At 42.7% G+C, this 19,529-nt stretch carries 16 protein-coding genes; 8 read left to right on the top strand and 8 right to left on the bottom strand.

All coding sequences use genetic code 11. The features are described 5' to 3' along the window. Positions 1-37: 37 nt before the first annotated feature. From NSP_RS04850 to NSP_RS04840, 3 genes are all read right to left on the bottom strand, one after another. Positions 38-790 carry a response regulator transcription factor gene (locus tag NSP_RS04850; RefSeq protein ID WP_006196424.1) on the bottom strand — a complete coding sequence of 251 codons (753 nt, stop codon included), beginning with the start codon at positions 788-790 and terminating at the stop codon, positions 38-40. Between the two features lie 860 nt (positions 791-1,650). Next, positions 1,651-2,112, bottom strand: a complete 462-nt coding sequence (locus NSP_RS04845; RefSeq protein WP_042202176.1) for a DUF4079 domain-containing protein — start codon at positions 2,110-2,112, stop codon at positions 1,651-1,653. 300 nt (positions 2,113-2,412) lie between these two features. Continuing rightward, positions 2,413-2,790: a DUF1830 domain-containing protein gene (locus NSP_RS04840; protein WP_006196422.1), complete on the bottom strand. Its 378-nt coding sequence runs from the start codon at positions 2,788-2,790 to the stop codon at positions 2,413-2,415. Positions 2,791-3,377: 587 nt separating this feature from the next. On the opposite strand from NSP_RS04840, the gene NSP_RS04835 reads away from it, so the two are divergent. The 3 genes from NSP_RS04835 to NSP_RS04825 all read left to right on the top strand — a co-directional run bounded on the left by NSP_RS04835 (position 3,378) and on the right by NSP_RS04825 (position 7,356). Beyond that, a complete protein-coding gene (locus NSP_RS04835; protein ID WP_173403262.1) occupies positions 3,378-4,952 on the top strand; it encodes a photosystem II high light acclimation radical SAM protein in 1,575 nt (524 codons plus the stop codon). Between the two features lie 133 nt (positions 4,953-5,085). Beyond that, entirely contained in the window at positions 5,086-6,474 is a 1,389-nt protein-coding gene (locus tag NSP_RS04830; RefSeq protein ID WP_006196419.1) for a DICT sensory domain-containing protein, read from the top strand. A 246-nt stretch (positions 6,475-6,720) separates the two neighbouring features. Next, positions 6,721-7,356, top strand: a complete 636-nt coding sequence (locus NSP_RS04825; RefSeq protein WP_006196417.1) for a pentapeptide repeat-containing protein — start codon at positions 6,721-6,723, stop codon at positions 7,354-7,356. 19 nt (positions 7,357-7,375) lie between these two features. Here NSP_RS04825 and NSP_RS04820 read toward each other — a convergent pair whose 3' ends face one another. Together NSP_RS04820 and clpS are read right to left on the bottom strand one after the other, a co-directional pair. Then, complete coding sequence (locus tag NSP_RS04820; RefSeq protein WP_006196416.1) at positions 7,376-8,197, bottom strand: CPBP family intramembrane glutamic endopeptidase; 822 nt, start codon at positions 8,195-8,197, stop codon at positions 7,376-7,378. 80 nt (positions 8,198-8,277) lie between these two features. After that, positions 8,278-8,559, bottom strand: a complete 282-nt coding sequence (clpS, locus tag NSP_RS04815; RefSeq protein ID WP_042202170.1) for an ATP-dependent Clp protease adapter ClpS — start codon at positions 8,557-8,559, stop codon at positions 8,278-8,280. Positions 8,560-9,050: 491 nt separating this feature from the next. Here clpS and NSP_RS04805 point away from each other — a divergent pair, with 491 nt between their 5' ends. Continuing rightward, on the top strand, positions 9,051-9,395 hold the full coding sequence (locus NSP_RS04805) for a hypothetical protein (RefSeq protein ID WP_006196414.1): 345 nt from the start codon (positions 9,051-9,053) through the stop codon (positions 9,393-9,395). A gap of 230 nt (positions 9,396-9,625) precedes the next feature. Here NSP_RS04805 and NSP_RS04800 read toward each other — a convergent pair whose 3' ends face one another. Next, the gene (locus NSP_RS04800) at positions 9,626-9,826 is read right to left on the bottom strand and encodes a hypothetical protein (protein WP_006196413.1); all 201 of its coding nucleotides are present in this window, start codon (positions 9,824-9,826) and stop codon (positions 9,626-9,628) included. 660 nt (positions 9,827-10,486) lie between these two features. Here NSP_RS04800 and NSP_RS04795 point away from each other — a divergent pair. The 3 genes from NSP_RS04795 to NSP_RS04785 all read left to right on the top strand — a co-directional run bounded on the left by NSP_RS04795 (position 10,487) and on the right by NSP_RS04785 (position 16,795). Continuing rightward, positions 10,487-13,141, top strand: coding sequence for a TIGR03960 family B12-binding radical SAM protein (locus NSP_RS04795; protein ID WP_006196412.1), 2,655 nt, complete (start codon positions 10,487-10,489; stop codon positions 13,139-13,141). A gap of 740 nt (positions 13,142-13,881) precedes the next feature. After that, on the top strand, positions 13,882-16,053 hold the full coding sequence (gene rne / locus NSP_RS04790; protein ID WP_006196410.1) for a ribonuclease E: 2,172 nt from the start codon (positions 13,882-13,884) through the stop codon (positions 16,051-16,053). 7 nt (positions 16,054-16,060) lie between these two features. Further along, positions 16,061-16,795 carry a ribonuclease HII gene (locus NSP_RS04785; protein ID WP_006196409.1) on the top strand — a complete coding sequence of 245 codons (735 nt, stop codon included), beginning with the start codon at positions 16,061-16,063 and terminating at the stop codon, positions 16,793-16,795. A gap of 81 nt (positions 16,796-16,876) precedes the next feature. Here NSP_RS04785 and NSP_RS04780 read toward each other — a convergent pair whose 3' ends face one another. Continuing rightward, on the bottom strand, positions 16,877-17,461 hold the full coding sequence (locus NSP_RS04780; protein WP_006196408.1) for a DUF1997 domain-containing protein: 585 nt from the start codon (positions 17,459-17,461) through the stop codon (positions 16,877-16,879). A 436-nt stretch (positions 17,462-17,897) separates the two neighbouring features. Between NSP_RS04780 and pheA the strand changes: the two genes are divergently transcribed. Then, positions 17,898-18,773 (top strand): prephenate dehydratase, encoded by an 876-nt coding sequence (pheA, locus tag NSP_RS04775; RefSeq protein ID WP_006196407.1) that lies wholly within the window; start codon positions 17,898-17,900, stop codon positions 18,771-18,773. Between the two features lie 88 nt (positions 18,774-18,861). Here pheA and NSP_RS04770 read toward each other — a convergent pair whose 3' ends face one another. Further along, complete coding sequence (locus tag NSP_RS04770; RefSeq protein ID WP_006196406.1) at positions 18,862-19,509, bottom strand: LON peptidase substrate-binding domain-containing protein; 648 nt, start codon at positions 19,507-19,509, stop codon at positions 18,862-18,864. Positions 19,510-19,529 lie beyond the last annotated feature (20 nt).

Here is a 19,529-nt window from a genome sequence, read left to right as displayed (position 1 = left end):
TTTATAATTAATCAAAACTAACAACTATCTCAATAGATTATCCAAACCGATAGCCAAACCCTCTGACAGTCACAATATATTCTGGATGACTAGGGTCTTCTTCTAGTTTTTCCCGTAACCAGCGAATATGAACATCTACAGTTTTACTGTCACCCACAAATTCTGGTCCCCAAACCTGATCTAGCAATTGCTCACGAGACCAGACTCGACGAGCGTAACTCATAAACAGTTCCAGCAAGCGAAACTCTTTGGGAGACAAACTCACCTCTTGATCACGAACCAGCACACGGCACTCTTGGGGATTTAAAGTGACATTCTTATGTTTTAGGACTTGTAGTTGTGGCAAACTACTTAAGCGTTGGCGACGCAGTAGCGCCCGACAGCGAGCCACTAATTCTCTCATGCTAAAGGGTTTAGTCAGGTAATCATCTGCTCCTACCTCTAACCCCAAAACGCGATCAGTTTCACTACCTTTAGCACTCAGAATCAAAATTGGTACTGGGTTTCCTTGGTGACGCAATAAGCGGCAGATATCTAGCCCATTAATATGAGGTAGCATCAAATCAAGAATTATTAAATCAAAGGGCGGTTCCCCTGAGTTGGGTTCACAACTTTTGAGATATTCTACAGCCGACCGCCCATCGGGGGCAGTTATTACGCCAAAACCTTCTTCTTCCAATGCTACAGCTAGCATTTCCTGGATTAATTCTTCATCTTCTACCACTAGAATCCGGCTCGTTTGTCCGATTTCTGCTCTGGTAGAGTACTTGATTGATTCACTGGTATACATTGATATCACAAAAGTCTAGGTTTGTGGTTGTATCAATTAACATTTTGGAATTAATTACTTAATCTCAGTAGATTTATTTTTCTACCGCAGTGAATTTTTTTGCCAAAAGTAACATAAATAACAATACATTATAAATAGCTGTCATTGCAAGCTGCCAATAGTATTTTTAGCAACCTAGCCTTTGCCATTCTTTGTATAGTTGCGACTTTTTATTAACTATTGTCAATCAGATTTATGCTAGATTTGACTAAATTATTGTTTACAATTATACTAATTATTATATAAGATTATGAAAAAACGAACCACAGAGGACACAGAGATCACAGAGAATTGAGAGTTTCCAAGAGTTCCTGTGTCAGTCTTCTCTATAAACAAAAATAAACATAGAGACGTTATCAGCACGTCTCTATGAGGATGTTTTAACAGTTTGGTACGAGTATAATTTGCTATTACAAAAATTAAGTCTGTCTGCGCGGACTAACCCAAAAATCAGGTTTTTTAACCTACGCAGGTGGGGTTGTTTCCTGTGTGGTTCCCCGAATGACCCCCGCGAGGGCTATCTCTTAAAATATCACTCTATCTTGATTGAGATTTTAATGGAAGTTAGTGGTCTGTTTTGCCTGGTTTACCGTTGTTCAAAGGTTTTTTATGATTATTTTTATTTGTTTCATTTAGCTTTTTGTTAGATGGTTGGTTGGAATTGGGCTGTTGGTTAGACATAATATTTCAGGTTAAAATCAACTACAACTATAAATACAGCTAGGAATGAGCCATTCCAGAAAAAACTAAAATAGTTACCCAAAAAATGCTTCCTATCTGTATCTTTATTGACTTATAGCCGATACAAACTCAAATGATTTCTAAGGCAGATACTTTTGTACTACCATCCAACCAGTCAGGGATACCCAGGTAAAACCCCCAAATAGAATTATATTCACACCAATATGTAAGGGTCTAGCCCAAGAACGCCTGGTGCTAATTTGTGTGGCGCTCAAAGCAGACAGCAAAACCAACACTACTACTATTAACCCAGCAATCAAGTGTGATGAGTGTCCCAAGGAACCAAAGTGTCCTAAAGTACCAACAATGCCAACGGCTAACAGTAGCAACACTAAACTGACCATAGTGATGCCCATTGTATAGTGTAGCGATCGCACCTCCCTACGTCCGCCAATAAACCACGGGAAGCTAGGGAAATGCGGCAAAGTCCTCTCGCGAAACATCCAAATTCCCGTAACTGCTAGCAGCAAATAAGCCAATAGCGACAAACCCATTGACCAAGCAGCTATTTTCCACAACCAAATAAAAGAAGGCAAATTCATAACATTGATTTTAAAACGGAACGGGAGAAGATGGGGGGTTAATACCGAATTAATCTGAAGTTGCACATTATTTTTACCCAAACCTACCTCCCCTTAGCAAGGGTAGGTGCCGAAGGCGGTGGGGTTGTTTCTATGCGCCTTCATATAAAAAGGGTATAACCAATGACCAATGACCAATGACCAATGACCAATGACAAATGACCAATGACCAATGACCAATGACCAATGACTAAATAAAAAGGGTCGCTGAATTTCGCAACCCTAAGATTATATAAAATTGTTTTTTTAATCAATGGATCATCAGCCAGCAATTCTTAAGGATTTTGTTGTATTTGGAATTTTTGTATTAATTGACTGCACCATTGGTTTTGTACTGTTAGTGTCTATGCCTATTGAGTCTGTATGCAACTCATTACTGCTAGGCTCGTTAATAGCAAGGCGATCGCACGCAATTGTATCAGACAAAATGGCACTAGCCATCATCCCCGTATGAATTTCCATCTGAGCTTCTACAGGAGCTTCAAACACAAGGCGCTGTCCGGGAAAAACAACTCTTTCAAAATACCAGTTAGAAATATTGCAGATGCGAGCTATCTGAATTTTACTCGTAGCATTAACGTAACAACAAAGGAGATTCCCCGATTGCTCAGGTGGTAGAGGATCTAATATTTGAGCCATAACTGCGGAGGAGCTTTACGCCACAATTTTACATTACACAATTCAAACTAACATTGCCTGATCCCCAGATGCTGTAACTCCGACTACCAACTGAAAATTTCTACGCTATTTCTATCTAAATATATGTTCAAGTTATGAAAATTTCACCAAAAAGTGCATACTGGCGAAAATAATATACTACGCTAGAAGGATTTGAGATTTTCTTTGTGGAATAAAAGCCTCAGATGTCACTCCCGTCAGGTGCAGTCTGGCAGTTATCCCCTGACACCTCCTCAACTTTCAGGAAAGGTTGGTTTGTTTCATCTATCCTCAGACTTACAGGCAGGGTTGATCGCTTAATCGCCAAACTCAATGTTATGGTAAAGATATATGACAATCTTCCTCATAAAATCTCTCTATTTTGTTTGATGCAGAGCAAATTCAACTATTCGCACAATTGTTGACACAGGCTCACCTAATCCAGCAGTGGGCTTAAATGTCAATCGTAATTGTGAAAAACACAGTTAACTAAAATAAACAAACAGTTTTAAACTGCACGTCTGTCTATATTTTTCTTCAAGAACTGCAAGATATCAGTTAAACAATCCATGATGGAAAATCGCATCCTCTACGTTCGCCTTCCGTGTAACCCCATCTTTCCCATTGGGGTTGTGTATCTTTCGGATCACGTCCACAAGCAATTTCCCAGCGTGGAACAGCGAATCTTTGACTTGGGAACAGTACCACCTTTAGATTACGCCTCCGCCCTAGATACCTGTATCGACGAATTTAAACCCACACTCCTAGTATTTTCTTGGCGTGATATTCAAATCTATGCCCCAGTGGGTGGACGTGGTGGGAACCCACTACAAAACGCCTTTGAATTTTATTACGCCAAAAATCCCCTGATTAAGTTACGGGGCGCATTAGGCGGGTTGCGAATTTTTATCGCTTACTATGTAGAATTGTGGCGCAACCAGGGATTAGTCAAACGCGGTTTACGACGCGCCCAGAAATATCATGCTGATGCTCGTGCCATTTTAGGTGGTGGTGCTGTCAGCGTATTTTACGAACAGTTGGGTAAAAGTTTACCCCAAGGTACAATTATTTCTGTCGGTGAAGGCGAAACTCTCCTAGAAAAACTTCTCAGTGGTAGAGAAATTCAAGATGAACGTTGCTATGTAGTGGGAGAAACTCAACCACGGCAACGAATGATTCATGAACAACCCACCCCCCTAGAAAAAACCGCCTGTAACTACAACTATATTGAAAGCATCTGGCCGGAATTCAACTTTTACCTGCAAGAACAAGACTTTTATATAGGCGTACAAACCAAGCGCGGTTGTCCTCACAACTGTTGTTATTGCGTCTACACCGTCGTCGAAGGCAAACAAGTACGTATCAACCCAGCAGACGAAGTAGTTGCTGAGATGCGCCAACTATACGATCGCGGCATTCGCAATTTCTGGTTTACTGATGCTCAATTCATCCCCGCCCGTAAATTTATTGACGATGCTGTAGAACTTTTACAGAAAATCGTCGATTCTGGGATGACAGATATCAACTGGGCAGCATACATCAGAGCCGACAACCTCACACCCCAGTTGTGTGATTTGATGGCAAAAACCGGGATGAACTACTTTGAAATCGGCATTACCAGTGGTTCTCAGGAACTCGTGCGGAAAATGCGGATGGGTTACAACTTACGCACCGTCTTGCAAAACTGTCGTGACCTAAAAGCAGCTGGTTTTAACGATATGGTTTCCGTCAACTACTCCTTTAACGTCATTGACGAACGTCCCGAAACTATTCGCCAAACCATCGCCTATCACCGCGAACTAGAAAAGATTTTTGGCGCTGATAAAGTTGAACCTGCCATTTTCTTTATTGGACTGCAACCCCATACTCATTTAGAAGAATATGCCTTTAAAGAAGGTATCCTAAAACCAGGGTATGACCCCATGAGCTTAATGCCGTGGACAGCTAAAAAACTCCTCTGGAATCCTGAACCCCTTGGTTCGTTCTTTGGAGAAGTCTGCTTGCAAGCTTGGCAACAAAACCCCAATGACTTCGGACGCGAAGTGATGAAAATTTTAGAAGAAAAATTGGGTTGTGCCGATTTGGAACAAGCACTTTCTGCACCAATGGAAAAGAAAGAAAAACAGTTGGCTGGCATATCATAGCACACAGGGACTGGGGAGAAGAAGCACCGGAGCAGGGAGCAGGGGGAAATTTTTGGGCTAGTCACAATCATCTCCTGTATCCCTCTTCTCCTCTAGTCTCTAATCCTTAACAAATTACGAATAATGAAAGCCCATGTTAGAAGGTTCAATACTACAAAAACTGGAAAAAGCACACCGTAATACTACTAGACCAATTCGATTTGGGGTTTACTACAAAAATACTTTAGTTTCTCTGTGTCATGCGCTAGAAGATCATATTTTAACTCAAGATGGTACACCCTTAGTAATTACAGCCTTTCAACAGGGTAAATGGTATCTGCAAGAAGCCGAAAGATACGCAGATATCGCTAAGTGTAGTCGCCAAATTGTGATCATGGCAACATCGGATGCTAGCTTTGCAGAACATCCTACCAGCCAACTGCCTAACGTGGATTTAGTGGCATTAGATTCAAATGATCCAGTGGCGCAGGAGTGGCACTTAATTATCTTATCGCCTGAATACACAGCTATGGTACTTTGTCAAGAGTTATCAGAAGCTGATTATGGTGCAGGTGGAATACCAGCTTCAGATGTAGAGCGGAAATTTTATGGCTTATGGACATTTGAACCAGAGTTAGTGCAAGAAACGGCCAAGTTAGCGATCGCTCACATCCAAAAATACAATCCCGAACTATCACAAAAACTGGCAAATCATAAAAATGCCATAAAGTCAAGTATAGCAACACCAGAACATTTCAGTGCAGTTGTTTCTCGCGTCGTCGATTACCTCCAGACAGAGCAGAATAATTTAGCCATCCCCACAGCCCTGCGTCAACAAGCATTAGACCGCAACTTGGTTTCTAACGAAATCCAGGCATTTTTGCGGATGGCGCAATTGATGGATATGGCAGATGTCAACAATCCCATGGCCGCCACAGAAGTAGTAGCACTTTGTGAGATGATGGGGCAGCTTTTAGAACTACCTGCATGGCAAATTAAGCGATTGCGACTAGCAGGTTTTTTACATCGTATAGACCCACTGCAAAAAGCCGAAAGCGTCCTGACTCCCGGTACATCCACCCGCTACCAGGAACAAGCCCCCAGTTGTCCCTTAACTTGTCCCCTCGTACCAGGAGCGCAAGTATTACGAACCATGCCCAGACTGCGGGCAATTGCCCAAATTATCACCCACCAAAGCGAATGGTGGAATGGTACAGGAGAACCAGCAAGTTTAACTGGGGATGAAATTCCCTTAGAATCGAGAATTTTAGCCTTAGTTGCGGATTTTCAATGGCGAGTCAACAACATAAAATCATCCCAGAAAACTCGCCAAGAAATATTTGCTCAAGCTTTAGATGAATGCAGACAACAACAGTCAACCCGCTTTGACCCCAAACTCGTAGATGCTCTAGCTTTATTAGTTATGGGATTACAGCAAGGGCTAGACTTACCTCTAATGTCACCTAAACTCAGCACCGGCGTATGGCTCCTTGACTCTCAATGGGATAGCTACAGCAAAACAAGTACAGCACAACATAAATAGCATAACCAAATAACCAAATGAAAAAATATAAATTAAGCGTAGTGGCGTGACAAGCTTAAAATGTTGCATTAGCCAAAGTCCCTTTCATCGGCGTTTATCGGCGTTTATCGGCGTTTTTTACCTCTAAACTAATGCACTATTTTAGGCTTGTCAGTCCAGTAGGGTGGGTTAGCGACAGCGTAACCCACCTGGAATTATTAAAATTCCTCATTACGAATTCCTCATTACGAATTACGAATTACCCACATGAATATTGAAGCCATTAAATCAGGACAACTCAAACAACTCCCCGGCGCAAATTTAGAAGATGAGGAACTTTCTCAACTGGATTTAAGCCGGATAAATCTTGCAGGCGCTACCCTTGTCGGTACTAATTTTATCGGTTGCAAACTCGAAGGCGGGCATTTTGAGGGCGCAAACTTAATGGGTGCAAACCTGCAAAAAACTGACTTGCGGGCGAACCTCATGGGAGCGAACTTAATGCAAGCAGACTTAACAAGTGCTGACTTACGCGGTAGTAATTTGCGTGGCGCTAACTTGATGGGGGCTAAACTCAGCGATGTATCTTTGGCTGGCGCTTTCTTGAGTGGTGCAAATTTAATGAACGTCAACTTACAAGGTGTTGACTTACGCAGTGCTGACTTACGCGGTGCAAACCTCACAGGAGCAAATCTCAAAGGTGCGGACTTGAGTCGCGCCGATTTGCAAGGGGCTTTATTAAGTGAAGCCAATTTAGAAGAAGCGGACTTACGTGGGGCAAATTTAGCGGGGGCGAACTTTAGCGGCGCAAATCTACTCTGTGCAGAGTTAGAAGGCGCAAATTTGAACGGAGTGAATTTAGATAAAGCGTGTTTGGTGGGTACAGTAATTGCAAAAGTTTAGCACCTGCTGAACAGCAATATTAAGCTATTGCTTGCCACCGCATCCACAAAGCCAATATACCCATAAACACTACCCCCATAACTCCTTGTAAAGGATTCTGATTTACACCAGTTATCCAATCAGGAACTTGACCAGAATATTCAATTAATTGCCCAACATTAATGATATAGTAGCCCCAAACTAAACCACCATGCAAACCTATCGGTAAACCTAAGCGTCCCCTACGCCAGCGCTTTGCCCATACCTGCGTCAACCCCAGCAGCACTAAAGCCGGGAATTGTGGTAATGTGTGAATAATTGCCTCCAAAGGCTTAATAAAATGTAATACAGCAAAGGCGACAGCATTTATCCAAAGTGCCACACTTCGACTGTAATCACGTTGCAACTCATCCAGTAACCAACCTCGAAATAACAACTCTTCAGCAAACCCGATAGCCAAAGAGACAATTAAACCCTCTAAAATTATTTTAGGCAAAAAAACCTGCGGTTGTTGCCACACCAGCCAACCGAAGAAACCTTGTAGCCCAAACACTACAAGAATGCTAATTATCCCAGTAGCTAAACCACTCAACAAATCCACAGCGTTTATCTGCGTGATTTCTAAGCCATACTGCTTGAATATTTGGGGTTGCTGATAGACATTTTTCCCCCATAGCTGCAAGAGAAAAATAAACTCTGCATATAACAGCACCATTGTCAAGATACTTTCTGAATTAGAATCACTGACTAATAAGTAAATTGGTATAGCAAAGGGTAGCCATAGCAGCAATAAAGTTGACACAAAATAGCCCAGCCTGATGGGGACAGGGCGTTGGGCTAAACGAATGAGGTTTATTTTCATGCTAAATTGAGGAAGAGGACAAAATCAAAGACATAGGCAATATTTTTGTCTTGTCTTCCTTTACTAGACAATATTTTTATTTATTCATCAGGTTCAATTGTGCTGCTTAAACCATGACTTTTTAATGTTTCGCAATAAAACTCAGCGTGTTCTTGAGCGCAAGTAATGACTAAAGCCATACCATTAGTATGGGCTTCCATCATAATACTCACAGCTTGGGGCTGAGTTAAGCTCGGTACTGTGGTTATTAATGACTGTACCACATGCTCCATTGAATTGTAGTCGTCATTATGGAGCAAAACTCGATACCGAGGCGCGAGCTTGCGCGACGTAGAAGGCTTTTCAATAGTTTCGACTGACACGGCTCTTTGCTCTTTCTTCGATAATTTACTTCAACCGAATAACTGTTAAGCATTTACTTAACAGTTATTTACTTATGCTATAACATTCCCATACAAACCTGATGGCGGGGGAATGCTTTTGTGCTGAAGTACTTTCGCGTGAACTACTCAGACTTGCCTGTGGCTGGAGTCTGAGCTTCCCAATTCATCGGGAACAGCCTCAAAAACTCCATAGTTTTTTTGGTCTTACATTCCCTCTCTGGGCAGGAGTCCTTCCAATACCCAAATTTTTTTCTGGCTACACTTACCTATACAGCTTGGTTTTCGCTTACGGCATTGGTGGTCAAGACATTGAATATCTTACCAGAAAATCCTGGGTATTCGTCATCCATCTAGTATTTGGGGCTTGCTGTGCAAAAAATTAATGTATTTTTGTTTCAAGATAGCGCATTCTCGCTTTTAAAATAAAAGAAACTGCAAAAAATTCTGGCCGTTACCCGAACTGCGTGAACATGAGCCTAGACTTTCAACCAGGACAAATTGTGTCTTTAGACCATAGTGACAGGAATCTGTTTGCAGAAGTCATCCAAGTAGTGGTTTCTCGTCAGTTGTGCTGGGTACGTCCCTTGCTCCTTGTGAGCTTTACCGAAGAATCGCCACTTGTGACTGATATGCGAGATGCGTCAGATTTGCTTTGGCCTGTAAATTTATTTCGACCAGCGTTAGATACAGAAGTAATTACCTTATTGAGCCAAGTTTTGGCAAAAGAACGAAAAACCGAACCTGACTCAGCCGCTAAACTGCAATTTAATCAATTCATTCACCAAATTTGGCAAGCGTATGAAAAGAGAGGGTAACACCGGAGCAGGGAACAGGGGAAAACAAACTTCCCAATGACCAATGACTAATGACTAATGACTAATGACTAATGACTAATGACTAATGACTAAAGTTCACAAAAAAGTATCAGCAATTATATTGTGGCTGCCATCAGCACTGCTGTTAATCTATATTTAAGGCTTAATTTTGCTATTTAGGGTCAAAATTGCTTTTAAATCACAATTAAATTCCTGTGGCAAAGTCAGGATTAATATCCCCAACTAGGTACTAGCTTAATTCTACCAGCATCCATTTCCGCCATTAATAGCTCTAAAGCTTCATAGTCAACATCAGAAATGTGACCCATTTGAGTCAGTTCTGAATTGATTTCATTTTCGATTTCGGGGGTTAATTTTTTAATGTCAAGCGCTTTTTCTACCAATTGACGAATAACGTACTTAGTTCTCATAAATAATAAACCAATTATATGTGATAATAATTATCCAAGATAGACATTGGTATAAAATGTGATCTAAATTCCTGTACTTCTGTGATTTAGATCACTAAAAAAATGGATAAATAATTTGTAGTGAACCCTGGTGTGCAACCCTACCCGGCATAAAAATAAGGTCTTTGAATCAATATCTGAGACTTGGCTAAATTAGCTGGAGTTATCAACCAAGCAACCTTTGTCAGCAAAGTTACGATTAATTTCTCAGATTGATGGCGGTCTATGTAGATTGTTTTGGAACTAGGCTGTAAAAAAAGTATATATCAATACATTTTACCCTGTATTTATGACAATCTTTAAACAGACCCATGAAAGTAATAAAGATTCAGCAAAGACACCGAAAAATTTGGGACAATATGACAAAAAACAGTTTATATTCAAAGGATTATAGGCTTGAAGACTAAATAAATCTAATTCAATTGGGATGTCAATATGCAAAATAGTTCGGCAGCGTCTAAAAATTAAAATTATCCCTTAGCACATAATGTGTTTCAAGAGTAGAAAAGTAAATTTGTGTAAAAGAGTTGTAAGTTGCAGCGATCAAGTCTACTGAAAAGCCTAAATCAATGCTAAGTTAGAGTAGATTAGCTGTAATTAAGGTAGCTAGAAGATAGCATAGTGGCTGTTGCAGTTGAAAAATTAATCACACCGGATATTTTAAAGCCAGCGCGTTACTTGGGTAACGAACGCCTGGCAGTACATAAACCTTGGGATACGGCAACAATACGCTGGGCGTTAACTTACCCAGAAGTATATGAAGTCGGATCATCCAACTTGGGGCATATCATTCTCTATAACATATTGAATGCCCAGCCGCATCAGTTGTGCGATCGCTCTTATCTCCCAGGTGCTGACCTGGCGGCTAAACTGCGGAGTACTAATACACCCTTGTTTGCCGTAGAATCGAAGCGATCGCTCCCAGAATTTGACATCTTGGGTTTTAGTCTCAGTTACGAACTGGGAGCAACTAATATCCTGGAAATGTTGGATTTGGCGGGAATTCCCCTCACATGGCAAGAAAGAGCCGAGGGTAACTACCCGTTAATTTTTGCCGGGGGACAGACAGCAACATCAAATCCTGAGCCATACGCCGATTTTTTTGACTTTTTCGCCCTCGGAGACGGGGAAGAATTACTGCCAGAAATTGGTTTAGTCTTGTCAGAAGGCAAAGGAGCAAAATTGAATCGGGAAAATTTGCTCCTGGACTTGGCACAAATACCAGGGGTATATGTCCCACAGTTTTACGATATGGCCAGGGATGGCTCAGTTCATCCTTCCCACCCAGATGTGCCAAAACGGATTCTGCGCCGAGTAGCAACCCCAATACCAGCTTATTCGATTGGGTTAGTTCCTTACGTGGAAACCGTGCATGACCGCCTGACACTGGAAATTCGCCGGGGTTGTACTCGTGGTTGTCGTTTTTGTCAACCAGGAATGCTGACTCGTCCAGCTAGGGATGTCGAGCCAGAGAAGGTGGTCGAAGCGATTGAATCCGGAATGCGGGCGACTGGTTACAATGAGTTTTCCCTGTTATCCCTGAGCTGTTCTGATTATTTGTCCTTACCAGCAGTAGGGATGGAAATCAAAAATCGGTTAAAAAACGAAAATATTTCCCTGACTCTTCCCAGTCAACGGGTAGATAGATTTGATGAAAATATTGCTAATATTTTGGGTGGTACGCGCCAAGGTGGGCTGACCTTTGCACCAGAAGCTGGCACCCAAAGAATGCGGGACATTGTAAATAAAGGTTTAACCAATGAAGAATTACTCAGAGGTGTAAAAACTGCCTGGGAACAAGGTTGGGATAAAATTAAGTTGTATTTCATGATTGGCTTGCCAGGTGAAACTGATACTGATGTTGTGGGCATTGCAGAAACAGTCAGCTGGCTACAACGAGAATGTCGGGGTAGAGGTCGAAAACCTTTAAACTTTAACTTGACGATTTCTAACTTTACACCCAAGCCCCATACGCCTTTTCAGTGGCATTCAGTTTCGACGACAGAGTTCAAACGGAAACAAAACCTGCTCAGGCAAGAATTCCGCCGCATTAGAGGCGTAAAAGTCAATTTTACCGATGTCCGCATTTCCGCAATGGAAGACTTTGTGGGCAGAGGCGATCGCTCTTTAGGGAAAGTAGTCCGTCGCGCCTGGGAATTAGGTGCAGGTATGGATTCCTGGTATGAAAATTTAGATGCGGCTTTTGGTGCTTGGGAGACAGCGATCGCAGAAGCTGATTTACATTGGAAATACCGACAGGTAGAAAAAGGCGAGTGGAATCTTTTTGAAGCCCAGGAGCAGGCATTTGAGCCAGATGAGGAAGTAATATCTTCTTTATCCACACCACGGACCACTCCCGACTCGCTAGATATTCCCCTACCTTGGGATCACATTGACACCGGCATCGATAAAAAATGGCTCCAGTCAGACTTACAATTGGCTTTAGAAGCGGCAATAGTACCAGATTGCTCTTTTGAAGGTTGCTCACACTGCGGTGTCTGCGGCACAGATTTCGGACATAATATCGTGATTTCGCCGCCGGCAATCCCAGAATTCACTGGCAATTTTGTCCCCAACACAGCTAAAATCCAAAGACTGCGCGTCTGGTTTGGTAAGCAAGGGCCAATGGCTTTAGTGAGTCACTTAGATTTAATGCGCCTATTTGATCGAGTTATCCGCAGAGCAGGCTTACCAATTGCTTTTACTGGTGGATTTCATCCGAGTCCCCGAATTGCGATCGCCAGTGCTTTAGCTTTAGGAGCCACCAGTAGTGGCGAAATTGTGGATTTTGAGTTAACCCAGCCAGTGGAAATTGAAACTTTCCGGCAACAACTAGTTAAGGAACTGCCCACAGACATCCCTATATATAATGTTGCTAATATAGATTTAAAAGCTGAAGCAGCTAACCAAATCATGGAGGCGGCAGATTATTTAATTACCGTGGCAACACATAGATTAGTAACAGCCGCACAATGGCAACATTGGATTAATACAATCAAAGCCAAAGACGAGCTATGGTGGGAAAAAACAACCAAATCAGGCAAGAGCCAATTAGTAAATCTGCGCTCGCGCTTGTTTGAACTGGAATTAGTAGAAATAGTAGAAACTGATACCACTGTTGCAGAGTCTACAGCTGTTCTGCGTTATCTAGGTAGTTGTCGCCATGATGGTGTGCTATTGCGTCCTGAACAAATCCTGTCTATGCTGGAAATAGTCGCAGGAGGAGAATTTCAACTCTTGCACATCCACCGCAATCAGCTAGTTTTAGGGGTATAATCCCTGAAAGCAGAGCGTGGTGTAAAGCCCTACGGGCATAGCTGCCCTTAGAGCCATAGGGCAACTTGCTAGTAGTTCTGCCCACTGTGAGCATGATCATGGGAATTGATTTCAAGCAGGTTAGGTTAGAATCAGATCAAGAGAATTTTCTGGCGCTGCATTAAATGGACTGGTTCACTCCCCTGGTAATCAGGGAGCGAAAGAGAAGACTTGTGCTGAGACTAGGACAAGCTCATCACAAGGCTTGTCCTAGTATATGAGAGTGTGACTTTTAGGATTGTATCCCAGACAAGGCTTCGCTGTGAGCGTCAGCGTTCAACTGAGTGAAGCGTTCGACTAAGCGCTCATGCCGAAGTCCGAAGTCCGAACGGTGAGGCAAATTAAATAACCCACTCTCTCTATAGCTACTTTGTGAACTAGTAACTTAAAAACAGGCTCCGTCGGCAACTCTTCCTCTATGCTTTTTAAACAACTGCTGAATGCCTAATCCCTGGGTGGTAATGGTACGGCATGAAAAATCAACTACAGACGACGGGTTGATTGATTTGCTTAAAACTTTATGCAGGCGTTTTGGAATAATCAAGCGTGTAAACGCAAATCTTTAGTCAATAGCTCTTTAATTTTGAGCAAAGAAGTCACAATTTTTATGATCAGCAGCGCCTTTTGAGGAGCCGCAGGGGCGAAAGGGATAACAAACCTCCATAGCTCTCGCTGGTGCTGCCAATTTTTGAGGAAATTGAATGCCAAAGCAAATTATCATCGCAGAACAGCATCAAATTGCTGCTGTCTTTTCTGAAGATCAAATACAAGAACTTGTTGTCGCTACTGGTCATCACCAAATCGGTGATGTTTATTTAGGTGTAGTAGAAAATGTATTACCTGGGATAGATGCGGCTTTTGTCAATATCGGCGACCCAGAGCGCAACGGCTTTATTCATGTAACTGACTTGGGGCCATTGAAGCTGAAGCGTACAGCAGCAGCAATCACAGAACTATTAGCACCACAGCAAAAAGTGTTGGTGCAAGTGATGAAGGAACCAACGGGGACAAAAGGGCCAAGGCTGACGGGTAATATCACTTCACCTGGACGCTATGTGGTACTGATGCCTTATGGTAGGGGTGTAAATTTATCCCGACGCATTAAAAGTGAAAGTGAGCGCAACCGCTTGCGAGCTTTAGCGATTTTGATCAAACCCGCCGGAATGGGTTTACTGGTGCGTACAGAAGCCGAGGGCAAACCAGAAGAAGCGATTATAGAAGACTTGGAACTCTTGCAAAAGCAATGGGAAGCTATTCAGCAAGAAGCACATTCTACCCGCGCCCCCGCCCTACTAAATCGGGACGATGATTTTATCCAGCGCGTACTGCGAGATATGTACGGTGCGGATGTGAATCGGATTGTGGTGGATTCTAGTACTGGTTTGAAACGAGTCAAACATTACTTGCAGAACTGGAGTGGAGGTCAAACACCACAGGGAGTGTTAATTGATCATCATCGCGATCGCTCACCAATTTTAGAGTATTTCCGCATCAGTGCAGCAATTAAAGAAGCCCTAAAACCCAGAGTAGATTTACCTTCTGGCGGCTATATCATCATTGAACCCACCGAAGCCTTAACAGTGGTGGATGTTAACTCCGGCTCCTTCACCCGTTCCGCAACAGCCAGAGAAACAGTTTTATGGACAAACTGCGAAGCTGCAACAGAAATCGCCCGTCAGTTACGTCTGCGAAATATTGCCGGAGTAATTGTCGTTGATTTCATTGATATGGAATCGCGGCGTGACCAATTGCAAGTTCTAGAACATTTTAACTATGCACTGAAGGCAGATAAAGCTCGTCCTCAGATTGCCCAGTTAACTGAGTTAGGACTGGTAGAACTTACCCGCAAGCGTCAAGGTCAAAATATTTACGAATTATTTGGTCATACTTGCCCAACCTGCGGCGGTTTGGGGCATATTATGCGTCTACCTGGAGACACAGAACCCCGATTGCCAACAACAGCAGAAGTACCAGACCGTTTTGACCTTGGCTCCCCTCAGTCCAAGGTATCTTTGCTCAACAAAGAACCACGTCTGCCAACGACTCGGATCACAGAACCACGGGAAAGTTATGATAGTTTTGGGGAAGTATTCGATGCCGACTCAGACATCCGAGCCTTCGATTCAATTAATCATCCCAGCTATCAAGAACCACGAGACACTAAGCAGCGTCGTGTCCGCAAGAGCAGCCATAATCGAATTGGTATCAATGGAGCAAATGGTAAAGAGGAAAGTCGAGTTACTCCTCTACCGCTAGGTTTTGACAACGAGCCAGATTTAGATGCGGATATTGAGGACTTTGGCTTAAGCGCTCAGTCAAACGCTGAACTGCGGCTTGGTTCAGCCCAAGATTTAGGAAGATCCACGCCAGAAATACCTTCTCCCAATTTGGGCAAATCAGGTTGGCATGAAAGGGCAGAACGGACTTCGGCTGCTCTCAATCGAACTACTAAGGTGACCAAAGTGGAGCCGGTTAAACCTGTAGTAGAACCTCCGGAAATTAGAAGTGTAGAAATGACTCTGGAGGAACAAGATGTGTTCGCATTGATGGGAGTTTCTCCTTTGGTGAAGTTAGACCAGGATGTTAAAAGTCCCAAGTCTGTAATTGTTAACATTATTAGCCCGGATGCAGTTAGAACTAAACCGACGGAATCTACTTCAGACTCAACTACGGTGAATACAGTCAGTAATGAAGTAAATACATCAGAAGTTGAGTTGGAGGATAAACCTGTGTTGAAAAATATCAGTGCATCCCTGGATTTATTCGCAAAAGCTGAGGAAATTCCCGAAAGCAAAGTCTCCACTGGGAACCGTCGTCGTCGCCGTCGTTCTTCGGCTCTGGAGTCAGATTCTTCTTTGGCAGAGGATAATTAACTGTCTTATGGTAAGCACCGAGCAAACTGCCGCAGGTATTTGTTCACCGGCACTTTCACAGGAGCCAACTTGGCTGGAGTTGTCCTCAACATTTAGACTGGGGTCGGCTTTGACCCAGAGGGTAGTCCCAGGAAGCGCAGTGGAAGGGTCAAGTTTATCCACGATTCCGGGGTTAGTTGCAGGGATAGATGAAGTGGGACGAGGTGCGCTATTTGGTCCTGTGGTTGCGGCTGCGGTGATTTTGCCTGCTTGTGCTTTACCAAAACTGATGGCGGCTGAGATTAAAGATAGTAAAAAGCTGTCTAGCTCTCGAAGAACTCAGCTATCACAGCAAATTTGTGATCTGGCGACGGACTGGAACATTGGTTTTGCTTCCAGTGCTGAAATTGATCAAATAAATATTTTACAGGCAACGCTGTTGGCTATGAGGCGGGCTGTGCTGAAATTGAAGGTACAGCCTCAGCTATGTTTGGTTGATGGTAATCAGCCAATTAAAGATTTGCTGATACCGCAAGAAACAATAGTCAAGGGGGATGAGCGATCGCTGACTATTGCAGCTGCTAGTATTGTGGCTAAGGTTTGGCGCGATGAGCTGGTCATGCGTTTGGCATTAAAATACCCCCTCTATAATCTGAAGGATAACAAGGGCTATGGTAGCCAAAAGCATTTGGTGGCGCTGCAAAAATACGGGCCATCACGACTGCACCGCAAATCCTTTCGTCCTTGTCAAGTTCAGTGTTGATTCGGTGAGTATTTTAGATGCAAAATCCAAAAATCTGTTAACGAAATCTCTAAAATTCCCAATCCCAACCTCACAAATTATTCACTGATTCAAAATGGGCAAGTCGCCACCCTCATCATCTAGCACGTTTTCTGACATTTGTGTTGTTACCCAGCAGCGATAATCAGCTAAAAGTTGATGTAGCAAGCGTTGTTTTATTGTTATCAGTACGCTCTTGAGCAAAGCATTGCCAGTGGCTTCTAAGATTGGCTTGGGAGTAAAAGAAAATGGTGGTGGTATATCTACCTGCACTTCTAAATCGGCTCTTCCTTGCAAGCTGCTGACACTGTTTTGCTGGTGCAAGGATAAATTTCCTTGCAAATTTAGGGCGAAGCGCTGGTTAATATACTCAAAGCCTAGGATTTGACAATCTAGCGATCGCAACTGAATCGTTCCATTTGATTCTGCCCAAACTCTCATGTCTACTGTGGGTTGAATGCTTAGGGACATAAAAGTTAGAGGTCGCATTTTCAAGCGAAATACTTCTTCTGAAAGCTGATGTATGCGGCTGTTATCAGTCAAGGCGTTAACTAGACGTTGGGGCTGACGCAGGTAGTGTTGAATAGGAATAGGTTGTGGTGGAACGTTAATTTTTATAGTTTGGCAGGCGGTGAACTGGGTGGACATGAATTAAGGGACTCTAATTGTTTAATATTTCTATTATTGATTAAATTATAATTTTAGTTCTTTTAATTGGATAAAACATTATTGACTGAATTTGATTGACTCAGGACTTACGCAAAAACCCTCTCAAACCCTTATTCCTCTGTATCCTCTGCGTCTGGTGTGGTTCGTTATTCCGTAATTTGTGCGTAAGTCCTATGACTGTGAAAAAGTTATGGAAAAATTAGATTTAATATATTTCAAAATAGAGATGACAAAGCAAATTATTTGACAATAACTACTTTTTATTTTCTGAATTAAGCACAATTTTTATTGGTTGCTAATGCTATTATATTTGGCTATTGGTACTAGTCTACGCTTTTTGTGTCTAGAATGTTTGCATCTCTGGACTAAAAACTGTGTGAAGATCAAGGTCGAAAATAACTAAGGATTAAATGCTGTGACAATATCTATTGCCCATTTAGGTCCTCCTGGGACTTACGCAGAACAAGCAACTGTTTTTTATGCCAACTGGCTAGCTCAGAAAACAGGGAATAAAGCTATGTTATGTCCCTATTCCAGCATTGCCCAATCACTGGAAGCTGTTGCTGCTGGAGAAACCCAGTTGGCTGTTGTGCCGGTCGAAAATTCCATTGAAGGCAGTGTAACTATGACAATGGATACACTGTGGCGGTTGGATAGTTTACGAATTCAGTTGGCTTTGGTGATGCCCATTGCCCATGCTTTAATTTCAAGTGCCACTAGTTTAGATGGTATTCAAACTGTTTATTCTCACCCACAAGCTTTGGCGCAATGTCAAGGATGGTTGGGGCAGTTTCTCCCAACTGTGCAGCTCATACCCAGTAATTCTACTACTGTTGCACTACAGGGACTAGATCAGGATTTAACAGCTGCGGCGATCGCATCCAGCCGGGCGGCGCAACTCTATAATCTGCCTATCTTAGCCAGTAATATTAATGACTATCCAGAAAACTGTACTCGCTTTTGGGTGGTAAGTCAAAGTCAAGATGAAGCTTTTGATGATATGGCTTCGGTGGATGCTAGCCACACTTCTTTAGCTTTTAGCGTGCCTGCAAATTTACCGGGATCGCTGCTCAAACCGTTACAAGTATTTGCTCAACTAGGGATTAATCTCAGCCGGATTGAATCTCGACCAACAAAGCGATCGCTAGGAGAATACTTATTTTTTATTGACTTAGAAGCTGATGTTAAGCAAGCACAAATGCAATCAGCTCTAGCACAATTAAGTACCTATACAGAAATATTAAAGATTTTTGGCAGCTATCATGTTCTACCGATCACTATTGAACCGTAACCCGTAATTGTTCATGACAAATTACGAATTACGTAAAGCTTAGGGAGTGAGGCACTTGGAGCGAAGCAGGGCAGAGTATCGTTACAAATCAGGAATTATTGAATGTGTCTTTGAGAACAGCACGGGCGGCTAAATGATTGCGAGTAGAGGTCAAAATTTCCGCTTCTCTTTCTAGGCGAACTACGGTATCTTGTGTTTCTAGCAATGCCTGCTGTTCTGAGGCTACACCATAGAGGTTACTGGCGACCCAATAAGAAAGTTCTGTGGGCAGGTCGGGTAATTCTTCTGGTAATTCCATATCTTGTTCGGTCAACTTGGCTGAGAGACGCACTACATCTCGTAGCAGTTGTTCTACCTCACTAGCCAAAGGACGTAAATCTTTGGTTGGTGGCTCGTCTTCTAACCACTGGACTAAGCCAACACGGTAAGGCTTTTCGCGAACATATTCTAAGACACGAAACCTTTGCTGTCCCAAAGTCAACATTTTCATGCGGTCATCTGGCATCCGTTGGTAATGAATGATTTCGGCACAACAGCCTACATTAGCGAGTGTACCGTCAACTGGATCGACCATTAACACACCGAATCGGCGATCGCTCTCCAAAATCGTGTTCATCATGATTCGGTAGCGAAATTCAAAGACGTGTAGGGGTAAAGGTCTAGTGGGGAACAGAACTACTTCGGGTAACGGGAACAGAGGTAGTTCGCGAACTGCAATTATATTCGAGGATGTCATTGTTATCTTGGTATAAATTT

Source organism: Nodularia spumigena CCY9414, from assembly GCF_000340565.2.
GTDB classification, from domain to species: Bacteria; Cyanobacteriota; Cyanobacteriia; order Cyanobacteriales; family Nostocaceae; genus Nodularia; species Nodularia spumigena.
The sequence above is the reverse complement of the archived record's forward strand: the minus strand, read 5'-3'. Positions and strand labels throughout refer to the sequence as shown.

Excerpts from the sequence above, each read along its gene's own strand:
- NSP_RS04835 (WP_173403262.1), top strand. The coding sequence starts at position 3,378 with ATGATGGAAAATCGCATCCTCTACGTTCGCCTTCCGTGTAACCCCATC.
- NSP_RS04805 (WP_006196414.1), top strand. The coding sequence starts at position 9,051 with ATGAGCCTAGACTTTCAACCAGGACAAATTGTGTCTTTAGACCATAGT.
- NSP_RS04820 (WP_006196416.1), bottom strand. The coding sequence starts at position 8,197 with ATGAAAATAAACCTCATTCGTTTAGCCCAACGCCCTGTCCCCATCAGG.
- NSP_RS04850 (WP_006196424.1), bottom strand. The coding sequence starts at position 790 with ATGTATACCAGTGAATCAATCAAGTACTCTACCAGAGCAGAAATCGGA.
- NSP_RS04780 (WP_006196408.1), bottom strand. The coding sequence starts at position 17,461 with ATGTCCACCCAGTTCACCGCCTGCCAAACTATAAAAATTAACGTTCCA.
- NSP_RS04840 (WP_006196422.1), bottom strand. The coding sequence starts at position 2,790 with ATGGCTCAAATATTAGATCCTCTACCACCTGAGCAATCGGGGAATCTC.
- NSP_RS04785 (WP_006196409.1), top strand. The coding sequence starts at position 16,061 with ATGGTAAGCACCGAGCAAACTGCCGCAGGTATTTGTTCACCGGCACTT.
- NSP_RS04770 (WP_006196406.1), bottom strand. The coding sequence starts at position 19,509 with ATGACATCCTCGAATATAATTGCAGTTCGCGAACTACCTCTGTTCCCG.
- NSP_RS04830 (WP_006196419.1), top strand. The coding sequence starts at position 5,086 with ATGTTAGAAGGTTCAATACTACAAAAACTGGAAAAAGCACACCGTAAT.
- NSP_RS04825 (WP_006196417.1), top strand. The coding sequence starts at position 6,721 with ATGAATATTGAAGCCATTAAATCAGGACAACTCAAACAACTCCCCGGC.
- NSP_RS04845 (WP_042202176.1), bottom strand. The coding sequence starts at position 2,112 with ATGAATTTGCCTTCTTTTATTTGGTTGTGGAAAATAGCTGCTTGGTCA.
- NSP_RS04800 (WP_006196413.1), bottom strand. The coding sequence starts at position 9,826 with ATGAGAACTAAGTACGTTATTCGTCAATTGGTAGAAAAAGCGCTTGAC.
- rne (WP_006196410.1), top strand. The coding sequence starts at position 13,882 with ATGCCAAAGCAAATTATCATCGCAGAACAGCATCAAATTGCTGCTGTC.